The organism is Streptomyces sp. CNH287, from assembly GCF_000424825.1.
This window is the reverse complement of the sequence record NZ_AUKQ01000005.1, coordinates 37250-60920: the sequence shown is the minus strand read 5'-3', so window position 1 is coordinate 60920 and position 23671 is coordinate 37250. Positions and strand designations below refer to the sequence as shown.

Annotated in this window: 23 protein-coding genes and 1 pseudogene; 15 read left to right on the top strand and 9 right to left on the bottom strand. The window is 74.5% G+C overall.

The features are described from left to right. Nucleotides 1-72 precede the first annotated feature (72 nt). Complete coding sequence (locus H299_RS0106560) at nucleotides 73-753, top strand: TetR/AcrR family transcriptional regulator (RefSeq protein WP_027747760.1); 681 nt, start codon at nucleotides 73-75, stop codon at nucleotides 751-753. Nucleotides 754-927: 174 nt separating this feature from the next. Here the strand turns inward: H299_RS0106560 and H299_RS0106555 are convergent, their stop codons facing one another. Beyond that, a complete protein-coding gene (locus H299_RS0106555; RefSeq protein ID WP_027747759.1) occupies nucleotides 928-2058 on the bottom strand; it encodes an adenylate/guanylate cyclase domain-containing protein in 1131 nt (376 codons plus the stop codon). A 243-nt stretch (nucleotides 2059-2301) separates the two neighbouring features. Continuing rightward, nucleotides 2302-3165 carry a biotin--[acetyl-CoA-carboxylase] ligase gene (locus tag H299_RS0106550; RefSeq protein WP_027747758.1) on the bottom strand — a complete coding sequence of 288 codons (864 nt, stop codon included), beginning with the start codon at nucleotides 3163-3165 and terminating at the stop codon, nucleotides 2302-2304. Between the two features lie 404 nt (nucleotides 3166-3569). On the opposite strand from H299_RS0106550, the gene H299_RS0106545 reads away from it, so the two are divergent. From H299_RS0106545 to H299_RS0106530, 4 genes are all read left to right on the top strand, one after another. Continuing rightward, nucleotides 3570-5165, top strand: coding sequence for an acyl-CoA carboxylase subunit beta (locus H299_RS0106545; RefSeq protein WP_027747757.1), 1596 nt, complete (start codon nucleotides 3570-3572; stop codon nucleotides 5163-5165). Nucleotides 5166-5216: 51 nt separating this feature from the next. Next, entirely contained in the window at nucleotides 5217-5423 is a 207-nt protein-coding gene (locus H299_RS0106540; RefSeq protein ID WP_027747756.1) for an acyl-CoA carboxylase epsilon subunit, read from the top strand. 97 nt (nucleotides 5424-5520) lie between these two features. Further along, nucleotides 5521-5649, top strand: a complete 129-nt coding sequence (gene mmpB, locus H299_RS40250; RefSeq protein ID WP_486587172.1) for a morphogenic membrane protein MmpB — start codon at nucleotides 5521-5523, stop codon at nucleotides 5647-5649. A gap of 53 nt (nucleotides 5650-5702) precedes the next feature. Further along, on the top strand, nucleotides 5703-6341 hold the full coding sequence (locus tag H299_RS0106530) for a Maf family nucleotide pyrophosphatase (protein WP_051262187.1): 639 nt from the start codon (nucleotides 5703-5705) through the stop codon (nucleotides 6339-6341). A 44-nt stretch (nucleotides 6342-6385) separates the two neighbouring features. Here the strand turns inward: H299_RS0106530 and H299_RS32545 are convergent, their stop codons facing one another. Continuing rightward, nucleotides 6386-6886 carry a hypothetical protein gene (locus H299_RS32545; RefSeq protein WP_078512517.1) on the bottom strand — a complete coding sequence of 167 codons (501 nt, stop codon included), beginning with the start codon at nucleotides 6884-6886 and terminating at the stop codon, nucleotides 6386-6388. Between the two features lie 343 nt (nucleotides 6887-7229). Here H299_RS32545 and H299_RS0106520 point away from each other — a divergent pair, with 343 nt between their 5' ends. Then, a complete protein-coding gene (locus tag H299_RS0106520) occupies nucleotides 7230-8981 on the top strand; it encodes an ATP-binding protein (protein WP_027747754.1) in 1752 nt (583 codons plus the stop codon). A 146-nt stretch (nucleotides 8982-9127) separates the two neighbouring features. Here the strand turns inward: H299_RS0106520 and H299_RS32540 are convergent, their stop codons facing one another. The 3 genes from H299_RS32540 to H299_RS32535 all read right to left on the bottom strand — a co-directional run bounded on the left by H299_RS32540 (nucleotide 9128) and on the right by H299_RS32535 (nucleotide 11926). Beyond that, nucleotides 9128-9814: a MerR family transcriptional regulator gene (locus H299_RS32540; RefSeq protein ID WP_051262186.1), complete on the bottom strand. Its 687-nt coding sequence runs from the start codon at nucleotides 9812-9814 to the stop codon at nucleotides 9128-9130. Between the two features lie 172 nt (nucleotides 9815-9986). Further along, complete coding sequence (locus tag H299_RS0106510) at nucleotides 9987-10640, bottom strand: response regulator transcription factor (RefSeq protein ID WP_027747753.1); 654 nt, start codon at nucleotides 10638-10640, stop codon at nucleotides 9987-9989. After that, complete coding sequence (locus tag H299_RS32535; protein ID WP_037758208.1) at nucleotides 10637-11926, bottom strand: sensor histidine kinase; 1290 nt, start codon at nucleotides 11924-11926, stop codon at nucleotides 10637-10639. The genes H299_RS0106510 and H299_RS32535 overlap by 4 nt, the downstream gene beginning before the upstream one ends. A 340-nt stretch (nucleotides 11927-12266) precedes the next feature. On the opposite strand from H299_RS32535, the gene H299_RS0106500 reads away from it, so the two are divergent. The 3 genes from H299_RS0106500 (at nucleotide 12267) to H299_RS0106490 (ending at nucleotide 14803) form a co-directional block, all read left to right on the top strand. Then, nucleotides 12267-12845: a heme-binding protein gene (locus H299_RS0106500; protein WP_027747752.1), complete on the top strand. Its 579-nt coding sequence runs from the start codon at nucleotides 12267-12269 to the stop codon at nucleotides 12843-12845. An 84-nt stretch (nucleotides 12846-12929) separates the two neighbouring features. After that, on the top strand, nucleotides 12930-13595 hold the full coding sequence (locus H299_RS0106495) for an ankyrin repeat domain-containing protein (protein ID WP_027747751.1): 666 nt from the start codon (nucleotides 12930-12932) through the stop codon (nucleotides 13593-13595). Continuing rightward, entirely contained in the window at nucleotides 13592-14803 is a 1212-nt protein-coding gene (locus tag H299_RS0106490; RefSeq protein WP_027747750.1) for a YncE family protein, read from the top strand. Before H299_RS0106495 ends, H299_RS0106490 begins: the two co-directional genes overlap by 4 nt. A gap of 122 nt (nucleotides 14804-14925) precedes the next feature. Here H299_RS0106490 and H299_RS0106485 read toward each other — a convergent pair whose 3' ends face one another. Further along, nucleotides 14926-15954: a DeoR/GlpR family DNA-binding transcription regulator gene (locus H299_RS0106485; RefSeq protein ID WP_078512516.1), complete on the bottom strand. Its 1029-nt coding sequence runs from the start codon at nucleotides 15952-15954 to the stop codon at nucleotides 14926-14928. 134 nt (nucleotides 15955-16088) lie between these two features. Further along, entirely contained in the window at nucleotides 16089-17537 is a 1449-nt protein-coding gene (locus H299_RS0106480; protein WP_027747748.1) for an NAD(P)H-quinone dehydrogenase, read from the bottom strand. Nucleotides 17538-17732: 195 nt separating this feature from the next. Here H299_RS0106480 and H299_RS0106475 point away from each other — a divergent pair, with 195 nt between their 5' ends. The 5 genes and pseudogenes from H299_RS0106475 to H299_RS40245 form a co-directional block, all read left to right on the top strand. Beyond that, nucleotides 17733-18170 (top strand): gamma-glutamylcyclotransferase family protein, encoded by a 438-nt coding sequence (locus H299_RS0106475; protein ID WP_027747747.1) that lies wholly within the window; start codon nucleotides 17733-17735, stop codon nucleotides 18168-18170. A 155-nt stretch (nucleotides 18171-18325) separates the two neighbouring features. Next, complete coding sequence (locus H299_RS32530; RefSeq protein WP_078512515.1) at nucleotides 18326-19252, top strand: purine-nucleoside phosphorylase; 927 nt, start codon at nucleotides 18326-18328, stop codon at nucleotides 19250-19252. Nucleotides 19253-19348: 96 nt separating this feature from the next. Continuing rightward, on the top strand, nucleotides 19349-21025 hold the full coding sequence (locus H299_RS0106465; protein ID WP_051262185.1) for a phospho-sugar mutase: 1677 nt from the start codon (nucleotides 19349-19351) through the stop codon (nucleotides 21023-21025). A gap of 186 nt (nucleotides 21026-21211) precedes the next feature. After that, a complete protein-coding gene (locus H299_RS0106460; protein WP_027747745.1) occupies nucleotides 21212-21421 on the top strand; it encodes a type II toxin-antitoxin system VapB family antitoxin in 210 nt (69 codons plus the stop codon). 58 nt (nucleotides 21422-21479) lie between these two features. Then, nucleotides 21480-21604: pseudogene (locus H299_RS40245) on the top strand (PIN domain nuclease); the annotation flags it as partial. A gap of 50 nt (nucleotides 21605-21654) precedes the next feature. Here the strand turns inward: H299_RS40245 and H299_RS32525 are convergent. After that, entirely contained in the window at nucleotides 21655-22563 is a 909-nt protein-coding gene (locus H299_RS32525; RefSeq protein WP_106965736.1) for a PH domain-containing protein, read from the bottom strand. 110 nt (nucleotides 22564-22673) lie between these two features. Between H299_RS32525 and deoC the strand changes: the two genes are divergently transcribed. Continuing rightward, nucleotides 22674-23666 (top strand): deoxyribose-phosphate aldolase, encoded by a 993-nt coding sequence (gene deoC / locus H299_RS0106445; RefSeq protein ID WP_051262184.1) that lies wholly within the window; start codon nucleotides 22674-22676, stop codon nucleotides 23664-23666. Nucleotides 23667-23671 lie beyond the last annotated feature (5 nt).

Sequence of the window (23671 nt, the reverse complement as noted above, 5' to 3'; positions counted from 1 at the left end):
GGGGACCATGGCGCCGAGCGTAGGCTGACAAGCGGACGAGATCGTCCGGTTGGCCGGAGGTGAGAAACAGTGGTGGGGGAATCCTCTCGGATCGCGGGGGAGGACAGTCTGCGGGCGGACGCCCTCCGCAACCGGCGGCGCATCCTTTCGGCTGCCCGCGTGGTTTTCGCCGAGCACGGCATCGACGCGCCCATGGCGACCGTGGCCCGGCGGGCGGGGGTCGGCGTGGCGACGCTGTACCGGCGTTTCCCGACGCGGGACGCCCTGGTGCGGGCCGCGTTCGCGCACCAGATGGACACCTGTGCCCAGGCGCTGACCGAGGCGCTGGCCGACCCCGATCCGTGGCGGGGCTTCCGGCAGCTGGTCGAGACGGTCTGCGAGCTGCAACGGGAGGAACGGGGCTTCCCGGCCGCGTTCCTGGCGGCCTTTCCGGACACCACGGGAGAGCATGCGCGCGTACGTGAACAGGCCGAGCGGGACCTCATGGCCCTGGTCCGCAGGGCTCAGGCGGCGGGCGCGTTGCGGGCCGACTTCCACCCCTCCGACCTCGTCGTAGCCCTGTTGTCCCACTGCGCTCTGGTCACCGCGCTGCCGGGTGACCGTGCGGCCTCCCGGCGTCTGGTGGCCTACCTGCTCCAGTCGTTCCGCGCCGAGGCGGCCCACGAGGTGCTGCCGATGCCGAGCGCACTGTCGCTGCGCAGTCTTCCACTCGCGGCCGACGGCCCCCGGGGACAGCAACCCTCCAGAGCCTGATACCAAGCGGCGCCTGCCGCGTGGCCCGCACTTCGGGCGACCGTGCCACTCTCGCCACAGGCCCGAGCTGGACTGCCCTGCGGATCGCGGCCGAGCGGGCGGCCGGCCATCCGCACACGCGGCTCGAAGAGCTGATCGCCGACCTGCGGGACGCATCAGCGCTGCGGGATGCCCTCAGCTCCGGCGGCCCAGGAGCCAGGGTTCGACGACGCCCAGGCCGCGCACCGGGCGCTGGTAGAGCGGCTGGAGGGCGAAGCGGAAGCCCGCGAGGTCGTCCTCGCTCTCCTTCTCGGACTCCGGGGCGTCGCCGACCGCCGTCAGCTCCGCGCGGAAGGCGCCGTCCACCAGGACCGTGTCCTTGGGCGCTATCGAGGTGAGCCTGCTGGCGAGGTTCACCGTGTTCCCGAAGACGTCGCCCATCCGCGTGGTGACCGTGCCGAACGCGATGCCGACGCGCAGCTCGGGCATGGTCGGGTCGTTGGCCATGGTCTCGATCAGCCGCAGGCCGATCTCGGCGGCCGTGCCCGCGTCGTCGGCGACGTAGAGGACCTCGTCACCGAGCGCCTTGATCAGGCGCCCGCCGTGCGCGGCGACGAGGTCGGCGGCGGTGGTCTCGAACGCCTCCACCAGCTCGCCCAACTCCTCGTCCTCCAGCCTGCGGGTGAGGCGTGTGAAGCCGACGAGGTCGGCGAAGCCGACCGCCAGCCGCCGGTCGACCATCTCCTCGTCGTCCTGGGTCTGCACGACCCGGCCGGTGGCCGCCGCCAGCTGGCGGCGCCAGACGTAGACGAGGAACTCCTCCAGCTCCGGCAGCAGCAGCTGGACCAGCGGGTAGGTGACCTCGTTGCGGGTCATGCCCGGCTCGGGGGGATCGGTGAGCCCTTCCAGGAAGGAGTCGATCTGCCAGTCGGCCAGCCGGGCCGTGGTCTGGCCGGTCGAGCGGGCGACCTGGACGGCCATCGACTCGCTCAGCAGCCCGGCCTCGACCAGCCCGGCCAGCCGCCGCAGCGCCAGTACGTCCGCCTCGGTGAACGCGCGCGCCTGGCCGACGTCCGCGAAGCCCATGGCCCGCCAGAAGCGGGCGGCCAGGTCCATCGGCACATCGGCGGCGCGCGCCGCCTGGAACGGTGTGTACTGGCGCGGTGACCCGAGGATCAGCTCCTCGATGCGCAGCGCGCTGGGATCGTCCTCCGGGCTGGCCTCGCCCGCGTCCCGCGCCTCCTGGGCAGCGCGCGGCTCGGGGGACGCGGGCGGCCCTGCGGAGGGGTCCGCGCCCTCGGGTGGGCCCGGCTCATCCATGGCCACAGCCCGCCCCCTGCCACGTCCGGTCGTCCCCGTGCACTGCCCTTCCGTTCTCTGTTTCTGTGTGCCGAATGCCAACAATACGGCAGGTGTGCGCCAGCTCACTCCCGCCCCGGCCGCCCGGCGGCACCCGCGCGACCTGCGCGGGTGCCGCGTACGCCGCGCGGCGGCCAGGCGCGCGGCCGACGCGGCGGCCGGCCGCTCACCCGGCGGTCACCCGGCGCTCACCGCCCGCTCACCCGCCGCTCACTCCGCCGCGCGCAGGTGCACGATGTCGCCCGCGCCGATCGGTCGCTGCACGCCCTCCGCCGTCGCCAGGACGAGCCGCCCGTCACCGTCCACCGCGACCGCCTCGCCGCGCAGCTCGCCGCCGCCGGGCAGCTCCGCGCGCACGGTGCGGCCCAGCGTCGCGCAGCCCGCCGCGTACGCCTCCTGGAGGCGGCTCGCGCCCACGTCGCCGTCCGCCGCGCTCCAGCGCCCGTACCACTCCTCCAGTGAGCGCAGGACGGCCCGCAGCAGCGGGTCGCGGTCGGTGCCCTTCGCCCCGGCGAGGGTGAGGGAGCCGGCGCCGGGGACGGGCAGCTCGTCGGCGCGCAGCGAGACGTTCAGCCCGAGGCCGACGACGACGCCGCGCTCCCCGACGCGCTCGGCGAGGATGCCGCCGATCTTGCACTCCTCGCCGCCGACCTGGGCCAGCAGGTCGTTCGGCCACTTCAGCGCGACGTCCACGCCCGCCGTACGGGCCAGCGCGCTGGCCGCCGCGACGCCGGTGAGCAGCGGCAGCCAGCTCCAGCGTTCGGTGGGCGGGGCCGGCTCCAGGAGGACGGAGAAGAAGAGGCCGGAGCGGGGCGGCGCGCTCCAGCGGCGCTCCAGCCGCCCGCGCCCGGCGGTCTGCTCCTCGGCGACCAGCACGGCGCCCGCCCGCGCGGTACCGGCGCGGGCCCGCGCGACCAGCTCGGTGTTGGTGGAGCCGAGCGACTCCGCCACCTCCAGGGAGGTCCACAGGGCGTCGGCGCGGACGAGCGCGCGGCGCAGCGAGGCGGCCCCCAGCGGCGGCCTTTCCAGATCGGACCAGCGGTTTCCGGGGCTGTCGGGCGGATTCTCGCTCATACGGGAACCCTAGGCGGGTGGCGAAAGCAGCGCAGGCCGCCCGGCGGGTGGGCTCGGCGGTCTCTGGTGCACCGCGTTCGCTGCGCTCTCTCCGTCTCGGCCCCCTTCCCGGTTTCCGTAGGCCGAGTACGACCGGAAGGCGGAGGGCCGCCCCGATACCGGTGGTACCGGGGCGATCCACCCCAGGGCTGCCCCGCGATCCACGGCGGGCGGGCGCCGCCGCACGCGTTCGCGGGGGCGTACGGGCGAGCGCTCGGGGAAGTGTGTCCAACGCCGCAGCGACGGGAGGGGTGCCCGCCGATAACCTACGAACCAGTAGCCCCGTGCCCCACACCCGCGTACCCGGGCGGCCCAACGGTCGCGAGGGACCCGACGCACCCGATGACGAGTAGGAGCCGCAGGCCGTGTCCGAGCAGGAGACAAGCCCCGACATCCATACGACCGCGGGCAAGATCGCGGACTTCCGGCGGCGCGCCGAGGAGGCGACCCACGCCGGCTCCGCGCGGGCGGTCGAGAAGCAGCACGCCAAGGGCAAGCTGACCGCCCGCGAGCGCGTGGACCTGCTGCTCGACGAGGGTTCCTTCACCGAGCTGGACGAGTTCGCGCGGCATCGCTCCACCGCCTTCGGCATCGAGAAGAACCGCCCCTACGGCGACGGCGTCGTGACCGGCTACGGCACGGTGGACGGCCGTCCGGTGTGCGTGTACTCGCAGGACTTCACGATCTTCGGCGGCTCGCTGGGCGAGGTCTACGGGGAGAAGATCGTGAAGGTGATGGACTTCGCGATGAAGACCGGCTGCCCGGTGATCGGCATCAACGACGGCGGCGGCGCGCGTATCCAGGAGGGCGTGACCGCGCTCGGCCTCTTCGCCGAGATCTTCCGCCGGAACGTGCACGCCTCCGGCGTGATCCCGCAGATCAGCCTCATCATGGGGCCGTGCGCGGGCGGCGCGGTCTACTCCCCGGCGATCACGGACTTCACCGTCATGGTCGACAAGACCTCACACATGTTCATCACCGGTCCGGATGTGATCAAGACGGTCACGGGCGAGGACGTCGGCTTCGAGGAGCTGGGCGGCGCCCGTACGCACAACGCGACCTCCGGCGTGGCGCACCACATGGCCGGGGACGAGAAGGACGCCGTCGAGTACGTGAAGGCGCTGCTGTCCTACCTGCCGAGCAACAACCTCTCCGAGCCGCCCGTCTTCCCGGAGGAGGCGGACCTGGAGACCTCGGCGACGGACCGTGAGCTGGACGTCCTGATCCCCGACTCCGCGAACCAGCCGTACGACATGCACAGCGCCATCGAACACGTGCTGGACGACGCCGAGTTCCTGGAGACGCAGGCCCTCTTCGCGCCGAACATCATCACCGGCTTCGGGCGGGTGGAGGGCCAGTCGGTGGGGGTGGTGGCCAACCAGCCGATGCAGTTCGCCGGGTGCCTGGACATCGACGCGAGCGAGAAGGCGGCGCGTTTCGTGCGCACCTGCGACGCGTACAACATCCCGGTGCTCACCTTCGTGGACGTGCCCGGCTTCCTGCCCGGCACGGACCAGGAGTACGACGGCATCATCCGGCGCGGCGCCAAGCTGATCTTCGCCTACGCGGAGGCGACGGTTCCGCTGATCACGGTGATCACTCGCAAGGCGTTCGGCGGCGCGTACGACGTCATGGGCTCCAAGCACCTGGGCGCCGACCTCAACTTCGCCTGGCCGACCGCCCAGATCGCCGTCATGGGCGCGCAGGGCGCGGTGAACATCCTGCACCGCAAGACCCTGGTCGCCGCCGAAGACCCGGCGCAGCGCGAGGAGTTGCGGGTGCGGCTGACCCAGGAGTACGAGGACGCGCTGCTGAATCCGTACGCCGCCGCGGAACGCGGATACGTGGACGCGGTGATCATGCCGTCCGAGACGCGGCGGCACATCACCCGCGGGCTGCGCACGCTGCGTTCCAAGCGGGAGCAGTTGCCGCCGAAGAAGCACGGGAACATTCCGCTCTGATTCGTTCAGCAATGGGCAGCAGAAGAGCAGAGCCGCAGAGAGGGGATTCACATGATCAAGGTCGTCAGGGGCAACCCCACCCCCGAGGAGCTGGCCGCCGCACTGGCGGTGGTCCGGGCGCGGGCCGCCGCGCGCGTGAGCGGTGGGCCGGAGGCGCACGCGAGCGACGAGTGGTCCGACCCGGCGCGCACGGTGCCGGGCCGCCGGGTGCCGCGCCCGGGGCCGAAGGCGTGGCGCACGGCGTACTGGCCGGCCTGAGAGGCTGGCGGGCGGTCGCGGGCGCCGACGGGTCCCGGGGAGGACCTTGAGTACGCGTACTCAGGCGCCGCGGCCCCCCGCGGTGCAGGATCGGGGCATGCTCTGGTCCGACCCGCACGACGAGCCGCCGCAGGAGCTGCGCGCGGCGCAGGTGATGCTGGCGCGCCTCTTCCGGGTGCTCGCCGTCGCGGTCGTCGCGGCGCTCGTCCTCTCCTGCGCCCGGTGACCGGCTGACCGCCCACGCGCCCGGCCCCGGGCGGCGCTGCCTACGATGACCCCATGACCACCGAGAGCCGGTCCGCGCTGCCCGGCACCCCCACACCCGCGCGACGCCTCGTCCTCGCCTCGCGGTCCCCCGCCCGGCTCGCGCTGCTGCGGCAGGCCGGACTGGCCCCCGCGGTGATCGTCAGCGGCGTCGACGAGGACGCGCTCGACGCGCCCACGCCCGCCGAGTTGGCCCGGGTGCTGGCGGAGGCGAAGGCCTCGGCCGTGGCGGCGCGGCCGGAGGCGGCCGGGGCGCTGGTGATCGGCTGCGACTCGGTGCTGGAGCTGGACGGCGCGGCCCTGGGCAAGCCCGCGGACGCCGAGGAGGCCACGGCGCGCTGGAAGGCGATGCGCGGGCGCTCGGGAGTGCTGCGCACGGGGCACTGCCTGATCGACACCGCCGGCGGCGCCCGCAGGTCCGCGACCGCCGGGACGACGGTGCGCTTCGGGGAGCCGACGGACGCCGAGATCGCCGCCTACGTCGCCTCCGGCGAACCGCTGCACGTCGCGGGCGCGTTCACGCTGGACGGGCTCTCCGGCCCCTTCGTGGACGGCATCGACGGGGACCACGGCAACGTACTGGGCCTCTCGCTCCCGCTGCTGCGCGGGCTGCTGGCCGAGCTGGGCGTCGGCATCACGGAGCTGTGGGCCTGACCGGACCTGTGAGCCCGACCGGCTCCGCGGCCCGCGGGCGGAGCTCAGGCGGGCGAGAGCCGCTCGCCGCCACCGGCCTCGCCGGGGCCGGAACCGCCGCTGCCGGAGCCGCTGCCGGTCGCCGCACCGCGGGCGCCGTCCGGGCCGGCAGCACCGTCCGGCCCGTAGGAGACCAGCGACCAGACGAGCAGCCCGAGCACCAGCATCATGAAGGCGAACGCCGCCCAGCCCACCAGCCCGACGGCGAGGGCCCCCAGCAGCCCGTGCACCACGGCGACGCCGATGAGCAGGAGGCGCGGGAAGCGCCCCGGGGGCCGGTCCCGCAGGGCCGTCCGCGTCAACACGACCGCGCACAGCAGCAGAAAGACGCCGAAGAGCGCGCCCGCGACGACCGCGGCCAGCGTCATCGCGCGCGGCTGGAGACCGGCGAGGGACATCTGCTGGTCGTCCACGACCATGCCGAGGAAGACATGCAGGAGCACGATGCCGATCGCCTCGAGAGCCAGCACCGCCGCGCCGAGCGCGGCCACGGACCTCCGGGCCACCGGCCCTCACCCCCTCGTTGCGCGCGCTTCCTTGGCAGGCCGCACGCTACTCACGGGTAAAGCTTGGGGCAAGAGGAGGACCGGAATGCAAAATTATTGACTGCCGTTCGTAGGGTCCCCACAAATATCGGTGAATTGACCGTTACGAGTTGGACAGAGACCTTAACCACATCCGCGATCGGCGGGCAGCTCACAAATCCCGGCGTACCTTTGGGTGACAAGGGATTACGGGGTGCGGCAGCACCCGGAGCACACTCCGAGTGGGCAAGCTCACGCCCGTGGGCGGCTCGGTGTGTGGTGTCACCACTACCTAAACTCACCTTGTTTCGAGGAGGGAGTCATCGTGCGCAAGGTGCTCATCGCCAACCGTGGCGAGATCGCTGTCCGGGTTGCCCGTGCTTGCCGGGACGCCGGGATCGCCAGCGTCGCGGTCTACGCCGAGCCGGACCGGGACGCGCTGCATGTTCGGGTCGCGGACGAGGCATACGCACTGGGCGGTGACACTCCGGCCACCAGCTACCTGGATGTCACCAAGGTGCTGAGTGCCGCCGCCGACTCCGGCGCGGACGCCCTGCATCCGGGCTACGGATTCCTTTCGGAGAACGCCGAGTTCGCCCAGGCTGTCTTGGACGCCGGGCTCGTGTGGATCGGCCCGCCGCCGCAGGCCATCCGGGACCTGGGCGACAAGGTGGCGGCCCGGCACATCGCGCAGCGCGCCGGCGCCCCGCTCGTCGCGGGCACCAAGGACCCGGTGAAGGGGGCCGAGGAGGTCGTCGTCTTCGCCGAGGAGCACGGCCTGCCGATCGCCATCAAGGCGGCCTTCGGCGGCGGCGGGCGCGGCCTGAAGGTGGCCCGCGAACTCGCCGAGGTGCCGGAGCTGTACGACTCGGCGGTGCGCGAGGCGGTCGCCGCCTTCGGGCGCGGCGAGTGCTTCGTCGAGCGCTACCTGGACCGCCCCCGCCACGTGGAGACGCAGTGCCTGGCCGACCAGCACGGCAACGTCGTGGTGGTCTCCACCCGTGACTGCTCGCTCCAGCGGCGGCACCAGAAGCTGGTGGAGGAGGCTCCCGCGCCCTTCCTGAGCGCCGAGCAGAACGCGGAGCTGTACCGCGCGTCCAAGGCCATCCTCAAGGAGGCGGGCTACGTCGGCGCGGGCACCTGCGAGTTCCTCGTCGGGCAGGACGGCACCATCTCCTTCCTGGAGGTCAACACGCGGCTCCAGGTGGAGCACCCGGTCACCGAGGAGGTCACCGGAATCGACCTGGTCCGCGAGATGTTCCGCATCGCCGACGGCGAGGTGCTGGGCTACGAGGACCCCGTACTGCGCGGCCACTCCTTCGAGTTCCGCATCAACGGCGAGGACCCGGGGCGCAACTTCCTGCCCGCGCCGGGCACCGTCACCTCCTTCGTCCCGCCCACCGGGCCCGGCGTACGGCTGGACGCGGGCGTCGAGAGCGGCTCGGTCATCGGCCCGGCCTGGGATTCGCTGCTCGCCAAGCTGATCGTCACCGGGGCCACCCGCGAGCAGGCGCTCCAGCGTGCCGCGCGGGCGCTGGGCGAGTTCACCGTCGAGGGCATGGCCACGGCCATCCCCTTCCACCAGGCCGTCGTCGCCGACCCGGCGTTCACCGACGCCCCGTTCCGCGTGCACACCCGGTGGATCGAGACCGAGTTCGTCAACGAGATCAAGCCCTTCGCCGCTCCCGGGGCGGAGGAGGACGAGGGCGCGGGCGCCCGGGAGGTCGTCGTCGTCGAGGTCGGCGGCAAGCGGCTCGAGGTGTCGCTGCCCTCCTCGCTGGGCGTCTCATCCGCGCAGCCCGCCCTGGGCGGCAAGAAGCCCAAGCGCAAGGCCGTGAAGAAGGGCGGCGGCGGCGCGTCGGGCGACGCGCTGGCGTCACCGATGCAGGGCACCATCGTCAAGATCGCGGTGGAGGAGGGCCAGCGGGTCGAGGAGGGCGAACTCGTCGTCGTGCTGGAGGCGATGAAGATGGAGCAGCCGCTGAACGCGCACCGCTCCGGCACGGTCAAGAGCCTGGCGGCGGAGGTGGGCGGCTCGCTGTCGGCGGGGTCGGTCATCTGCGAGATCAAGGACTGAGGCCCGGGGGGCGCCCGCCGGGTGCCCCGCCTGGTACACGCGCCGTGCGGCGGCACTTCTGCCTGCCGCACGGCACGGCACGGCACGGCGCGGTGCGGCGCGGTGCGCTTCCTTAGCGCGGCGTGGCGCTCTGCCGCGCGCCCGGGTCAGCTCTGCTGGTCCCGTACGGGCGGGCGGGCGGCGCGCGCGGCCCCGTCGGCCCGGGCCAGCCGCCGCAGCGCGGCCATCGCCGCGTCACCCAGCACGGTGCCCAGCACCGCGCCCTCGACCCGGCCCGCCGGGCTCTTGCGCCGCCCGGCCACCGCCACCTCGGCGGCGGCCAACTCCTCGGCGGCGGCGGCGTACTGGTCCAGCAGCCCGAGCAGGTCCTCCTGCTCCAGGTCACGGAGGGCCGCCACCACCTGGACCAGCGGCTCCCAGCCCGGGCTCCTCGGCCGCACCCGCCAGCCCCGGGCCCGCACCAGTTCGGCCACCTCGGCCTCGGCGCGGGCGTGCTCCGCCTGCTCGCCGTACCGCCGCTGGTGACCGCCGTGGTCGGCGCCCGCCCGCGCGACGGCACCGGGCACTCCGGACGCACCGGGCACGCCGTGCGCCGCGTCCCCGTCCGCACCCGCCCCGTCCAGCTGCGCCGTCACCGCCCGCGCGGCGGCGACGGACAGGCCGCCGACCTCCAGCAGGGCGCGGATCAGCTTGAGACGGCGGACGTGCGCGTCGGCGTACCGCACCTGGTTCGGCCGGGTGCGCTCGCCGGCCGGCAGCAGTCCCTCACGGAGGTAGTACTTGATCGTCGGAACCGGTACCCCGGTACGGCCGGCCAGTTCTCCGATGCGCATCGCAGCAGCATAGGGGCTGTTGTCCCGCGATTCCCAGACATCGACCAGGGGCATCCGGGCTGGGCCGTGCCGGCGGAATATTCACGGATCGGCCCGCAGAGGGAGTCAGGCGCTGGGGTCCCTCCGCCGCGGACAGGGGAGGGATCGCGAGGCGCGAGGACAGGCCCACGCCCTACGGCCCGCGGGGAAGGAGCCGCTCCTCCGTCGCGACCGCGACCGCGCCCGCGCGGGTGTCCACGCCGAGCTTCTCGTAGATCCGGCCCAGGTGCGTCTTGACGGTCGCCTCGCTGATGAACAGCGCGCGGGCGATGTCCCGGTTGCCCAGGCCGCGCCCGAGCTGGCCCAGGATGTCCAGCTCGCGGGCGGTGAGCGTGGGGCGCGGGCTGCGCATCCGCGCCATGACCCGGCTGGCGACGGGCGGCGAGAGCGTCGTACGCCCCTGGGCCGCCGCGTGGATCGCGGCGAACAGCTCCTCGGGCCGCTCGGCCTTCAGCAGGTAGCCGGTCGCGCCCGCCTCGATGGCCCGGGTGATGTCGGCGTCGGTGTCGTACGTGGTCAGCACCAGGACGTGCGGGCCGCCGGGCGGGCCGGTGAGCAGGCGGGTGGCCTCGACGCCGTCCATGCCCTCGCCCAGCTGGAGATCCATCAGGACGACGTCCGGCCGCACCTTGCCCGCCAGCGCGACGGCCTCCGCGCCGCTGCCCGCCTCGCCGACCACCTCGATGCCCCGCTCGCTGCCGAGCAGCGCCAGCAGCCCGGCGCGGACGACCGCGTGATCGTCGCAGAGCAGGACGCGGACCGGGGGCGCGGCGGGCTGCCTCGTCATGAGCGGGTCTCCCTCGTCTCCGGCCTCTCCGAGCTGTCCAGGGGGATCGCGGCGGACAGGACCGTGCCCTCACCCGGCCCCGACTCCAGGGTCAGGGTGCCGCCCAGCTGCCGCGCCCGCACCCGCGCCGCGGGCAGCCCGTGCCCGCGCACCCCGCCCGGCCCGGCGGCGCGGACGGACCCGGCGGGGACCGGCCCGGCACCGGCCGCCCCGGTGTCGAAGCCGCGGCCGTCGTCGGCGATGTCGAGCACCACCTGGTCGTCCAGGTGCGTGAGGGTGAGGGCGGCGTGCGAGGCGCCGGCGTGCTCCCGTACGTTCGCCAGCGCGCCCTGGGCGATGCGCAGCAGTGCCGACTGCACCACGTCGGGCAGCGGCGGCGCGCCGCCGGGCGGCGCCTCGGCGTGGAAGCGGACCTCCAGGCCGGGCGTGCTCTCGCGGGCGGCCAGCGTGCGCAGCGCGGCGGCGAGGCCGCCGGGCACGGCCAGGTCGGCGGGCGCCAGGCCCTGCACGAAGCGCCGCGCCTCCGCGAGGTTCCGCTCGGCGATCCCCTCCGCCGTACGGAGGTGGCCGCGGGCCTTGGGCCGGTCGGACTCCCACACCCGGTCGGCGGCCTGGAGCAGCATCTGCTGGCTGGACAGGCCCTGCGCCAGGGTGTCGTGGATCTCCATCGCGAGCCGCTGCCGCTCGGCGAGGGTGCCCTCGCGGCGCTCGGTGGCGGCGAGGTCGCGCCGGGTGCGGATGAGGTCGTCGATGAGTGCCCGCTGCCGGGCCGCCTGCCGCTGCATCCGCACGAAGACGGCGGTGGCCACGGCGGCGACGGCGGGCGGCGCGAGCAGCAGGTTGGGGTCGAATCCGCCCCGGGAGAGCTGGAGCTGCGCCGTGACGACGAACGCGGTCAGCAGCGCGACCAGCGCCAGCGCGGCACGGTGCGGGAGCGTCTGGAGCCCGGTGTAGAAAAGCGGCACGGCGCACCAGGCGAAGCTGGGGGCGAGCAGCACCAGCACCACCCACACCGCGACCACCACCGCCAGCCAGACCAGCCTGCGCGGGGTCGCCCGGGAGCCGAGCGCGGGGCCCAGCACGTACAGCAGGACCAGGACGACGGAGAGGGCGACGATCCACGGAGTGCGGGGCTCGCCGGGGTGCCGCAGCAGGAAGCGCGCCAGGGACGCGGCGAGCAGCAGGAAGAACGCGCTGTGCATCACGGCGGCGAGCCGGCGGGCGTCCGGGTCGGGGGTCGGGACGAGCCCGTCACCACCCTCCGCCGCCTGCCGCTGGTCCCGCACGGTCACTCTCCCTCGCTCGTCCCGCCTGCCGCGCCTGCCTCACCGGTGGGCGGACGTGCCCGGTCCGGTCCCGACGGGGACCGGTGGAACCGGTGGAACCGGTGGAACCGGGAAACCACTGCCATTGTCGCCCGGCCCCCGCCGACGCGCCGTCATCCGATCGGCTGACCCCCCGCTCGCCCGATCCGCTCCCCATCGGCAGCCGGTGCGGCGACGCCCCGCACCCCGCCGCGGGCCGAGGATCGGTGGAGCAGGCCGCACCGGCCGCACCCGGACCGCACCCCGGCTGAGCCGTATCCCCGGCTGAGCCGCACCCCCAAGGAGCACCCTCATGAAGAGCATGAAGCAGCTGTCCGTCCGCACCCGCCTGCTGACCGGGGGCGTCGCCCTCGCCGCACTCGGCGCGGGCACCTTCGGCGCCGTGACCGCGAACGCGGACTCCCCGGCCGCAGGCGCGCAGAGCACCGCCGCCGCCAAGGGCGGGCCGGGCAAGGGCGGCGCGGGCAAGCAGGACCTGCGCCAGTCCAGCCACCTGACCGTGTCCGCCGCCACCGAGGCGGCGCAGGCCGCGCTCGACGCCGCGCAGCAGGAGGACCAGCGCGTCGCCGTCTCCGTCGTGGACCGCGACGGCAACACGATCGTCACCCTGCGCGGCGACGGCGCCGGACCGCAGGCCCCCGCGTCGGCCGAGCGCAAGGCGTACACGGCCGTCGCCTGGAACGCCCCCACCTCCGAGCTGGCCGAGCGCCTCAAGCAGGCCCCCAACCTCAAGGACATCCCCGGCACGCTCTTCCTGGCGGGCGGCGCCCCCGTCACCGCGAAGGACGCACCGGTCGCGGGCATTGGCGTCGCGGGCGCCCCGAGCGGCACCCTGGACGAGAAGTTCGCCCAGGCGGGAGTCGACGCACTGGGCCGCTGACCGTCCGCCCCCCGGCTCACGCCCGGGGCGGTGCCCCGACGGACACCGCCCCGGGCGTGGACCCCGCACGAGACCGAGGACGCCATGCCCGCCCCCCGCCACACCGACGGCCCTGATCCGGAGCTGCTCGACGCCGCACACCGAGGCGACACCGAAGCCGTACGGGCCGCGCTCGCCGCGGGCGCCCGTACCGAAGCGCGTGACGCGCAGCGCCGTACGCCGCTGCTGCTCGCCGTGCTGGGCGACCACGTCGCCGCCGCCACGGCCCTGGTCGCGGCCGGAGCCGACGCCGACGCGCAGGACGAGCGCGCCGACAGCCCCTGGCTGGCGACCGGCGTCACCGGCAGCGTCACCATGATGCGCGCGCTGCTCCCGGCGCGCCCCGACCTCACGCTCCGCAACCGCTACGGGGGCGTCTCGGTGATCCCGGCCGCCGAGCGCGGCCACGTCGCGTACGTACGGGCCGTGCTGGCGGAGACGGACATCGACGTGGACCACGTCAACCGGCTCGGCTGGACCGCTCTGCTGGAGGCCGTGATCCTCGGCGACGGCGGCCGGGACCATCAGGAGATCGTCCGGCTGCTGCTGGCGGCGGGCGCCGATCCGGGGCTGCCGGACGGCGACGGAGTCACCGCGCTCCAGCACGCAGACCGGCGCGGGTTCTGGGGGATGGCCGAGCTGCTGCGCGCGGCGGAGGACGGGGGCGCGACGGCGGGCGGCCCGGCGACCGGACCGGCGGGCGAGCCGTGAGCCCGGCGGCCCCGCGAAGGCACCCCCGGCGCCGGGCGGCACGCGCGGCGGCGCTGGCGGCGGCCGTGGCGGCGCTGGCCGCCGGCTGCACCTCCGGCGGTGGCACCTCCGGCAGCGGCACCGACGGTGACGGCGGCCGTACGGCCCGCGCCCCCACCCCGTCCAGCACCGCCCCCACCCCCGAAGGGGCGCTGCTCGTCGCCGACTTCGGCGCGGACACCGTCACCTTCGTCGACCCGGGCGGTAAGTCCGGGCGCGGCGGCGGCCCGATCGCCTCGGTAGAGGTGGGCACCGCGCCGTACGGGCTGGCCGTCGACGCCGACGGGCTGGCCTGGGTGGCGACCGCCGAGGGCGTGGCCGTCGTGGACACGCGCACGCGTGAGCGCCTCGCCCGCATCCCGTACCGGACGGACTCCGGGCCCGCCACGACCGGTGAGTACCGCGGCGGCGGGATGGGCATCGCCCTCGCGCCGGACGGCGACCACCTCTACGTGGGCGTCAACGTGCCAGGTGAGCGGGGCACGTTGGAGGTCATCGACACGGCGGAGCGGAAGGTCGTACGCACCGTGCCCGTCGGCCGGCGCCCGTTCGACGTCGACGTGTCACAGGACGGCTCCGAGGCGTACGCGACCGGCCACGACTCCTTCGACGTCACCGTCGTCGGCCTGGGCAAGCACGGCAATGCGGACCCGGGCAGCGCCCCCGGGCCGCGCCGGGTGGAGGTCGCGCCGTACGGCACCGAGGGCGGGCTCGGCTCCTGGCTCAAGCCGCACTACGCCGCCGTACGGCCCTCGGACGGCAAGCTGCTGCTGCCCTTCGAGGGTGAGCGGCTCGTCGTCCTCGATCCGCGCACGGGCCGGTCGGTCATCGAGCCGATGACCGCCGACACGCACCAGCACGGTGCGGTCACCACGGACGACGGGCGGCTGTTCGTCGTCGGCACCGGACCCATCGACCCGGCGGAGGACGAGGGACCGTCGCTGACCGTACGGCAGCCCGGCGGCGCGGAGCGGCGCTACCCGCTGGACGGGCCGCACGAGGACGTGGCCGTCTCCGCGGACGGCGGCACCGCGTACGTGACCGGCGGGTTCACCCGGGACGGCTTCTGGAACGGGATCACCGTCATCGACCTGGAGAGCGGCTCGACGCAGCGCCTCGCGGCGGGCGAACGGCCCCTGGGCGTCGCCGTGCTGGGCGGTCGCGCCTGACGCGCGTCCCCCCGGCCCTGCGGGAGACCCCGCTCCCCGGCCCGGCAACATCCACACGAGAGGCCCTGGGCGCCACGCACCGGACGGCACCCGCTCCCGGGCCCGGACCACCCGACTGCCCCTCAGCGGTACGCCTCCGGCAGCGCCGACGGCGGCGGCGGCGCGCTGCGCAGCTGCGGCGGGCCCGGGGCACCGCCCACGCCGCCCATACCGCCCGCACCGCCCACGCCGCGCGGCGGCCGGTTGCGCCGCTGGCCCGGCAGCGGGCCGTCCCGGCGGGCGTGCCCGGTGCCGCCCTGACCGCCCGGACCCCCTTGCCCACTCGGACCACCCGGCCCGCCCGGCCCGCCCGGCCCGCCGCCCGCGTGGCCCGGCACCGCGAAGTTGATGTGCACGCCCTGGTCGGCCAGCGCCTGCAACTCCGCGGACGCGCGGGTGTCGTGGGGCGGCGGCTCGTCGGTGACCAGCCGCGTCATCACCTCGGCAGGCACCGTCTGGAACATCGTGTCGGTGCCCAGCTTCGTGTGGTCGGCCAGGACGACGACCTCGGCCGCGGCCTGCACCAGGGCCCGGTCGACGCTCGCGGAGAGCATGTTGGAGGTGGAGAGGCCGCGTTCGGCGGTGAGCCCGCTGCCGGAGAGGAAGGCGCGGGAGACCCGCAGCCCCTGGAGGGACTGCTCCGCCCCGCTGCCGACGAGCGCGTAGTTCGTGCCGCGCAGGGTGCCGCCGGTCATCACCACCTCGACCCGGTTGGCGTGCGCCAGCGCCTGCGCGACCAGCAGGGAGTTGGTGACCACGGTCAGCCCGGCCACCCGGGCCAGCCGCCGGGCCAGCTCCTGGGTGGTCGTACCGGCGCCGACGACGACGGCCTCGCCCTCTCTGACCAGCCCCGCGGCCACATCGGCGATGGCGGTCTTCTCGGCGGTCGCGGCGAGGGACTTCTGCGGGAAGCCGGACTCCCGGGAGAAGCCCCCGGGCAGCACCGCGCCGCCGTGCCGGCGGTCGAGCAGCCCCTCGGCCTCGAGCGCCCGCACGTCGCGTCTGACGGTCACTTCGGAGGTCTGGACGACTCGGGCGAGCTCCCGGAGCGATACGGCTCCATTGGCCCGGACCATTTCAAGGATCAATTGGCGACGTTCTGCAGCGAACACGGAACTGACAGTAACCCCGACGACCGTCTGCTTTCACGTGCTTGCGGCAAATATCGGAAATTGTTCACACTCCGCGCCGCCAAGTGGTATAAGGCTGCCCGGAGTCGGCACGGCCCATGCGGCGCCGCGCGGCACTACCGCTGCTCGTCCTCCTTGCGGTTGTGCAACTGCCGGGCCACCTCGGCGATCGAGCCCGTCAGCGAGGGGTACACCGTGAACGCCTTGGCGATCTGCTCCACCGTCAGGCTGTTGTCCACGGCGATCGAGATCGGGTGGATCAGCTCACTCGCACGGGGGGCGACGATCACGCCGCCCACCACGATGCCGGTGCCGGGGCGGCAGAAGAGCTTGACGAAGCCGTCCCGGATGCCCTGCATCTTCGCGCGCGGGTTGCGCAGCAGCGGCAGCTTGACGACGCGGGCGTCGATCCGGCCCTCGTCCACGTCGGACTGCGAGTAGCCGACGGTCGCGATCTCGGGGTCGGTGAAGATGTTCGCCGAGACGGTCTTGAGGTTGAGCGGGGCCACCGTCTCGCCCAGGAAGTGGTACATCGCGATCCGGCCCTGCATCGCCGCGACCGAGGCCAGCGCGAAGATACCGGTGCAGTCGCCCGCCGCGTAGACGCCGGGGGCGGAGGTGCGGGAGACCTTGTCCGTCCAGATGTGGCCGGACTCGTGCAGCCGCACGCCGGCCTCCTCCAGCCCCATGTCGCTGGTGTTCGGCACCGCGCCGACGGCGACCAGGCAGTGCGAACCGCCTATCGTGCGGCCGTCGTTGAGCGTGACCTCGACCCGGTCGCCGACCCGCTTCGCGGAGGCGGCACGGGAGCGCGCCATGACGTTCATCCCGCGCCGCCGGAAGACGTCCTCCAGTACGGCCGCCGCGTCCGGGTCCTCGCCGGGCAGCACCCGGTCCCGCGAGGAGACGAGGGTGACCTGCGAGCCCAGCGCCTGGTACGCGCCCGCGAACTCCGCGCCGGTGACGCCGGAACCGACGACGATCAGCTCCTCGGGCAGCTCGTCCAGGTCGTAGAGCTGCGTCCAGTTCAGGATGCGCTCGCCGTCCGGACGGGCGTCCGGGATCTCGCGCGGGTGCCCGCCGGTGGCGACGAGCACCGCGTCCGCCGTCAGCCGCTCCTCGCTGCCGTCAGCCGCGCGCACCACCACCTCGCGCGAGCCGTCCGGCCCCTGGTGCGGCTCCACCCGGCCGCGCCCGCGCATCACGCGGGCGCCCGCACGGGTGACGGAGGCGGTGATGTCGTGCGACTGGGCCAGTGCGAGGCGCTTGACCCGGCGGTTGACCTTGCCGAGGTCGACGCCGACGACCCGGGCCGCCTGCTCCAGCGGCGGGGTGTCGTCCTCGATCCGGATGCCCAGCTCCTCGTGCGAGGAGTCGAAGTTCGTCATCACCTCGGCCGTCGCGATCAGCGTCTTGGAAGGCACGCAGTCGGTGAGCACCGACGCACCGCCCAGACCGTCGCAGTCCACGACGGTCACCTCCGCCTTGAGCTGCGCGGCCACCAGCGCCGCCTCATAGCCGCCGGGCCCACCACCGATGATCACGATCCGAGTCACGTGCTCCAGTGTCTCGCACCCGGGCCGCGCACGTACGGGCGCCCCTGCCACGCCCCTCCCACGCGCCCGCCGCGCGCCCGCCGAGCACCCGCCGCGCGCCCTCCCGTGCCTGGCCGGAGCGCATCCCCGCGCCCTCCCGCCCCCGGCGCACGGCCGCGCTCGCGACACACCGAGGCTCGCGGGGCACTCCCGTACCCTCGACTCATGTCGCTCTACGCCGCCTACGCCGGCTCCCTCGACGCGCGGCTGATGTCACGCCGCGCACCGCACTCGCCGCTGCGCGGCACCGGCTGGCTGGACGGCTGGCGGCTCACCTTCGGCGGCGAGCACATGGGGTGGGAGGGCGCGCTGGTGACGGTGGTCGAGGCACCGCGCTCACAGGTCTTCGTGGCTCTCTACGACGTCGCGCCGATGGACGAGGAGGCGCTGGATCGCTGGGAGGGCGTCGGCCTCGACATCTACCGGCGGATGCGGATGCGGGTGCACACCCTGGACGGTGACGAGCCCGCCTGGTGCTACGTGCTGAACGGGTACGAGGGCGGCCTCCCCTCCGCCCGCTACCTGGGCGAGATCGCCGACGCGGCGGAGTCGGCGGGCGCCCCGCACGACTACGTGATGGAACTGCGCAAGCGCCCCTGCTGACCTGCCGCCCCGCCGCCCCGCCGAGTGCCGCCCGGAGCGCACCTGTGGGGGAAATGCGCCGGGAACGTGGCGGGAACCTGTGGTTTCCCAGGTACGGACCGATACGCACCGACCACCGTCTACGCGCGTAGGCACAATCAGGCTAGGCTCGAACCGTGAACGCATCTCCTGCTCCGGACCACGCTGACGACGGCCGTTCCCCGGCCCACACCCCGAAGGCGCCGCCCCCGGGCGCGCGCGGGGAGACCCCGGTCCCCCGCGCCCCCGAGGAGTCGCAGCCCGCGCGCCCCGCCGAGGCGGCGGAGGCGGCCGGAGCCGCGGCAGCGCGGCTGCGCGAGCTGACCGGCGTGGAGAGCCACGACGTCGCGCTCGTGATGGGCTCCGGCTGGGTCCCCGCCGCCGAGGCCCTCGGCGCGCCCGAGCGGGAGTTCCCGGTCACCGACCTGCCCGGCTTCCCCGCGCCGACGGTGGCCGGGCACGCGGGCACCGTCCGCTCCTACCAGCTCGGCGAGAAGCGCGCGCTGGTCTTCCTCGGCCGTACGCACTACTACGAGGGCCGCGGCGTGGCCGCCGTCGCGCACGGCGTCCGTACGGCCGTCGCCGCCGGATGCAAGACCCTCGTGCTCACCAACGGCTGCGGCGGCCTCCGGCCGGGCATGCGCCCCGGCCAGCCGGTCCTCATCCGGGACCACATCAACCTGACGGCCGCCTCCCCCATCGAGGGCTCCCGCTTCGTCGACCTGACCGACCTCTACTCGCCGCGCCTGCGCGCCCTGTGCCAGGAGATCGACGACTCGCTGGAGGAGGGCGTGTACGTCCAGTTCACCGGGCCGCACTACGAGACGCCCGCCGAGATCGGCATGGTCCGGGCAATGGGCGGCGACCTGGTGGGGATGTCCACCGTGCTGGAGGCCATCGCCGCGCGCGAGGCGGGCGCCGAGGTGCTCGGCATCTCGCTGGTGACAAACCTGGCGGCGGGCATGACCGGCGAGCCCCTCAGCCACGAGGAGGTCCTCCAGGCGGGGCGGGACTCGGCCAGCCGCATGGGTTCTCTGCTCGCCCGCGTGCTGGGCCGGATCTGACGGGCACCCTTCCCAAGGAGGCTGCGTCCCCCGCAAGCGGGCCGCCGCCCCGTCCGCCCGTCTGCCCGCCCGCCCGTTCTTCGAGAGGCAGGAACCGTGCCCCAGCACCCCACCGCGAGCGCCCCCTCCCCCCGCGAGCTGACCGCGCGGGCCCGCGACTGGCTGGCCGAGGACCCCGACCCGGAGACGCGGGAGGAGCTGGCCAAGCTGATCGAGACGGCCGACCCCGACGAGCTGGCGGCCCGCTTCTCGGGCACCCTCCAGTTCGGTACGGCCGGGCTGCGCGGCGAGCTGGGCGCCGGCCCGATGCGGATGAACCGCGCGGTCGTCATCCGGGCCGCCGCCGGGCTGGCCGGGTACCTGCGGTCCGCAGGGCACGCCGGCGGGCTGGTCGTCATCGGCTACGACGCGCGCCACAAGAGCGCCGACTTCGCCCGCGACACCGCCGCCGTGCTCACCGGCGCGGGCCTGCGCGCGGCCCTGCTGCCACGCCCGCTGCCCACGCCCGTGCTGGCGTACGCCGTGCGCCATGCGGGCGCCGTCGCGGGCGTCACCGTCACCGCCAGCCACAACCCCCCGCGCGACAACGGCTACAAGGTCTACCTCGGCGACGGCGCCCAGATCGCCACCCCCGCCGACGTGGAGATCGCCGCCGAGATCGCCGCCGTCGGCCCGCTCGCCGGGGTGCCGCGCCCCGAGGAGGGCTGGGAGACGCTGGGCGAGGAGATCGTCGACTCCTACCTGGCCCGTACGGGCTCGGTGCTCACCGAGGGCGCCCCGCGCGACGTACGCGTGGTGCACACGGCGCTGCACGGCGTCGGCTGGCGCACGGTGCACGACGCGTTCGTACGGGCGGGCTTCCCGGCCCCCGTCGCCGTACCCGAGCAGGCCGAGCCCGACCCGGACTTCCCCACCGTCGCCTTCCCCAACCCGGAGGAGCCCGGCGCCATGGACCTCGCCTTCGCGACGGCCCGCGCCACCTCCCCCGACCTGGTCATCGCCAACGACCCGGACGCGGACCGCTGCGCGGTCGCCGTCCCCGACCCGGACGCCGAGGCGGGCTGGCGCATGCTGCGCGGGGACGAGGTGGGCGCGCTGCTGGCCACCCACCTCGTGCACAAGCACGCCCGCGGCACCTTCGCGACCACGATCGTCTCCTCCTCCCTGCTGGCCCGCATCACCGAGGCCGCCCGGCTGCCGTACGCGGAGACGCTGACGGGCTTCAAGTGGCTCACCCGCACCGACGGCCTCCGGTACGCCTACGAGGAGGCGCTCGGCTACTGCGCCGACCCCGAGGGCGTACGCGACAAGGACGGCGTCACCGCCGCACTGCTGATCGCCGAACTCGCCGCCGAGCTGCGCCTGGCCGGCCGTACGCTGAGCGACCTGCTGGACGACCTCGCGGTGGAGTACGGCGTGCACGCCACCGACCAGCTCTCGGTGCGCGTCGAGGACCTCTCGCTGATCACGGCGGCGATGGACCGGCTGCGCGCCACCCCGCCCGCCGAGCTGGCCGGGCTCCCGGTCACCGCCGCCGACGACCTGGCCCGCGGCTCCGCCGCGCTGCCCCCGACGGACGGGCTGCGCTACCGGCTGGGCGAGGGCGCGGCGCGCGTGGTGATCCGGCCGAGCGGGACGGAGCCGAAGCTGAAGTGCTACCTGGAGGCGGTCGTCCCGGTTCCGGACGCGACGTCCCTCCCGGCGGCCCGGGCCGAGGCCGCACGCGTCCTGGCCGCACTGGCCCGGGACGTGAGCGCGGCGGCGGGCATCTGAGCACTCCGCACGCCGGTACGTTGCGTGGCAGCAGGGTCACGGCCATGCGCAGGTGGCGCGACGCACCGCGGATCGACGTCGCGCCCCTGCGCGCCGAGGCCGCCGCTTTCCACGGCGACGAGGACCGGACCAGCGACGAGGCAGACCAGGGGACAGGGGCAGACCCGGTCGACAGAGGAGGCTCCAGTGTCCAAGCTGCTGGTTGAAGTCGACGACGAGGCTCTGGAAGCGGCCGCCGCAATACTGGGCACCACGACGAAGAAGGACACCGTGAACTCCGCCCTGGCGGAGGTCGCGAAGCGCCATTCCCGGGCGCTGGCGCTGGCCGAGCTGCGTGAGATGGGCGCGCAGGGCGACTTCGACCTGCGGCTGGACAAGCGGGCATACCGGCGTTGACACCGATGGCCTACCTGGCCGACACCTCAGCTGGCGTCCGGCTCCTGCTGCACGAGCCCCGGACGGCGTCGAGCGGCGCGCGCATGCCGTGCAGGAGATGCTGACCCGGCAAGGCGAGCACCGCTCCGCCGGTGCCGTCGATCTGCTCGTGTCGGAACGGCCGAGCTGAGTGGACTGACGCTGCGCGTGCTCCCGGGCGCGTCAGCGACCCAGCACGTCAGCGCCGCAGCGCCTCAGCGCGTCGCGTACAGCACCGCCAGCCCGATCGCGCCCAGCACGGCCGGGACCAGCAGCTCGTACGCCCAGCGGACCACGACCGGGCCGGGGGTGCTCGGCGCTTCGCCGTCCTCGCCGTGCCGCAGGACCAGCTCGCGCAACTCGTCGATCGCCTGGTCGGAGGTGGCGCGCCGCTCGGCCATGTCGGCCTCCGGGGTGACGGCCTGCTTGCCGAAGCCCAGGAACCCGTTGCGCGGCGGCTGCCCGGCCTGGACCCGCTCGTTGTGCCGGTGTACGCCCTTGCGGGCGCGCAGCGAGACGGGGATCGACCACAGCTGGTACTTGGTGCCGTCCGCGATCACCTCGCTGGTGTACCCGGCCTGGAGCGACTCGACCGAGGTCCACGGCACCGTGATCGTACGGAACGGGTTGCGCACGCGCAGCCGCTCCGTCCCCGCGAACACGGCGGGCCGCAGCGTGAAGGCGGCCACCAGGGGGACGAAGCAGCACAGCCCGGCCAGGGCGACCCACGGGGTGCGGCCGCTGCCGTTGAAGACCGCGTCGAAGCCGAGCCACGCGGCGAGGCCGAGCAGCGCGACGCCGCTGGCGATGGCGGACGGCGACCGGAAGCAGCGGTCGGGGTACTTCGGCGCGTCACCGGCACCGGCTGCCGCCGCCCCGGCGCCGCCGCCGGTGGACGCGGCGGCCTTGCCTGCCTTGGCGGCCGTGCCCGTCTTGCCCGGCTCAGCGGCTTTGGCGGCCTTGGCGGCCTTGGCGGCCTTGGCGGCCTTGGCAGCCTTGCCCTTCGCGCCACCGCCCCCAGCCGTCGCGCCGCCGCCGACCGTCGCGCCGCCCGCGCGAGCCGCGCCGTCCGGGCGCGCAGCGCCCTTCGTGGCCTCCCGCTGCTCTTTCTGCTCGCTCGTCATGAGGCTGATTGTGCCCGACCGTCCGTTTGCCGGACATTGCGGTCCGGCATCGATCCGCGGGTGTGCGCTACAGAGGACGCTACGCGTGTAGATATGCTCAGCTGGTGACCATGCCTGCTGAGTACCCTGCGCCCCCCGTGCCCCCGCCGGCGGTGCCCCCGTCGGCGGACGTGACCGCTTCCGACGCCTCGTTGCGCCGCTTCCTGCACGGACTGCCCGGTGTCGACGCGGTGGGGCTCGAGGCCCGCGCGGCGGCCCTGGGCACCCGTTCGATCAAGACCACGGCCAAGGCGTACGCCATCGACCTGGCCATCTCGATGATCGACCTGACCACGCTGGAGGGTGCGGACACCCCGGGCAAGGTCCGGTCGCTGTGCGCCAAGGGCATCAGCCCCGACCCCACCGACCGCACCGCGCCGCAGGTCGCGGCGATCTGCGTGTACCCGGACATGGCGGCCACCGCGAAGGCCGCGCTGGCCGGTTCCGGCGTGCGGGTGGCGTCCGTGGCGACGGCCTTCCCCGCGGGCCGGGCCGCGCTGCCGGTCAAGCTCGCCGACACCCGGGACGCGGTGGCGGCCGGGGCCGACGAGGTGGACATGGTCATCGACCGCGGCGCCTTCCTCTCCGGCCGCTACCTCAAGGTCCTGGAGGAGATCCGGGCGGTGCGGGAGGCGTGCGTACGTCCCGACGGCCCGGACGCGCACCTCAAGGTGATCTTCGAGAACGGCGAGCTGGCGACGTACGACAACATCCGCCGCGCCTCCTGGCTGGCGATGCTCGCGGGCGCCGACTTCATCAAGACCTCCACCGGCAAGGTCGCCGTGAACGCCACCCCGCCCAACACCCTGCTGATGCTGGAGGCGGTACGCGACTTCCGCGCCGCGACCGGCACGCAGGTGGGCGTGAAGCCCGCGGGCGGCATCCGCACCTCCAAGGACGCGATCAAGTACCTGGTGATGGTCAACGAGACGCTGGGCGCGGACTGGCTGAGCCCCGAGTGGTTCCGCTTCGGCGCCTCCAGCCTCCTCAACGATTTGCTGATGCAGCGTCAGAAGCTCAGCTCAGGCCGCTACTCCGGCCCCGACTACGTGACGGTGGACTGATCACG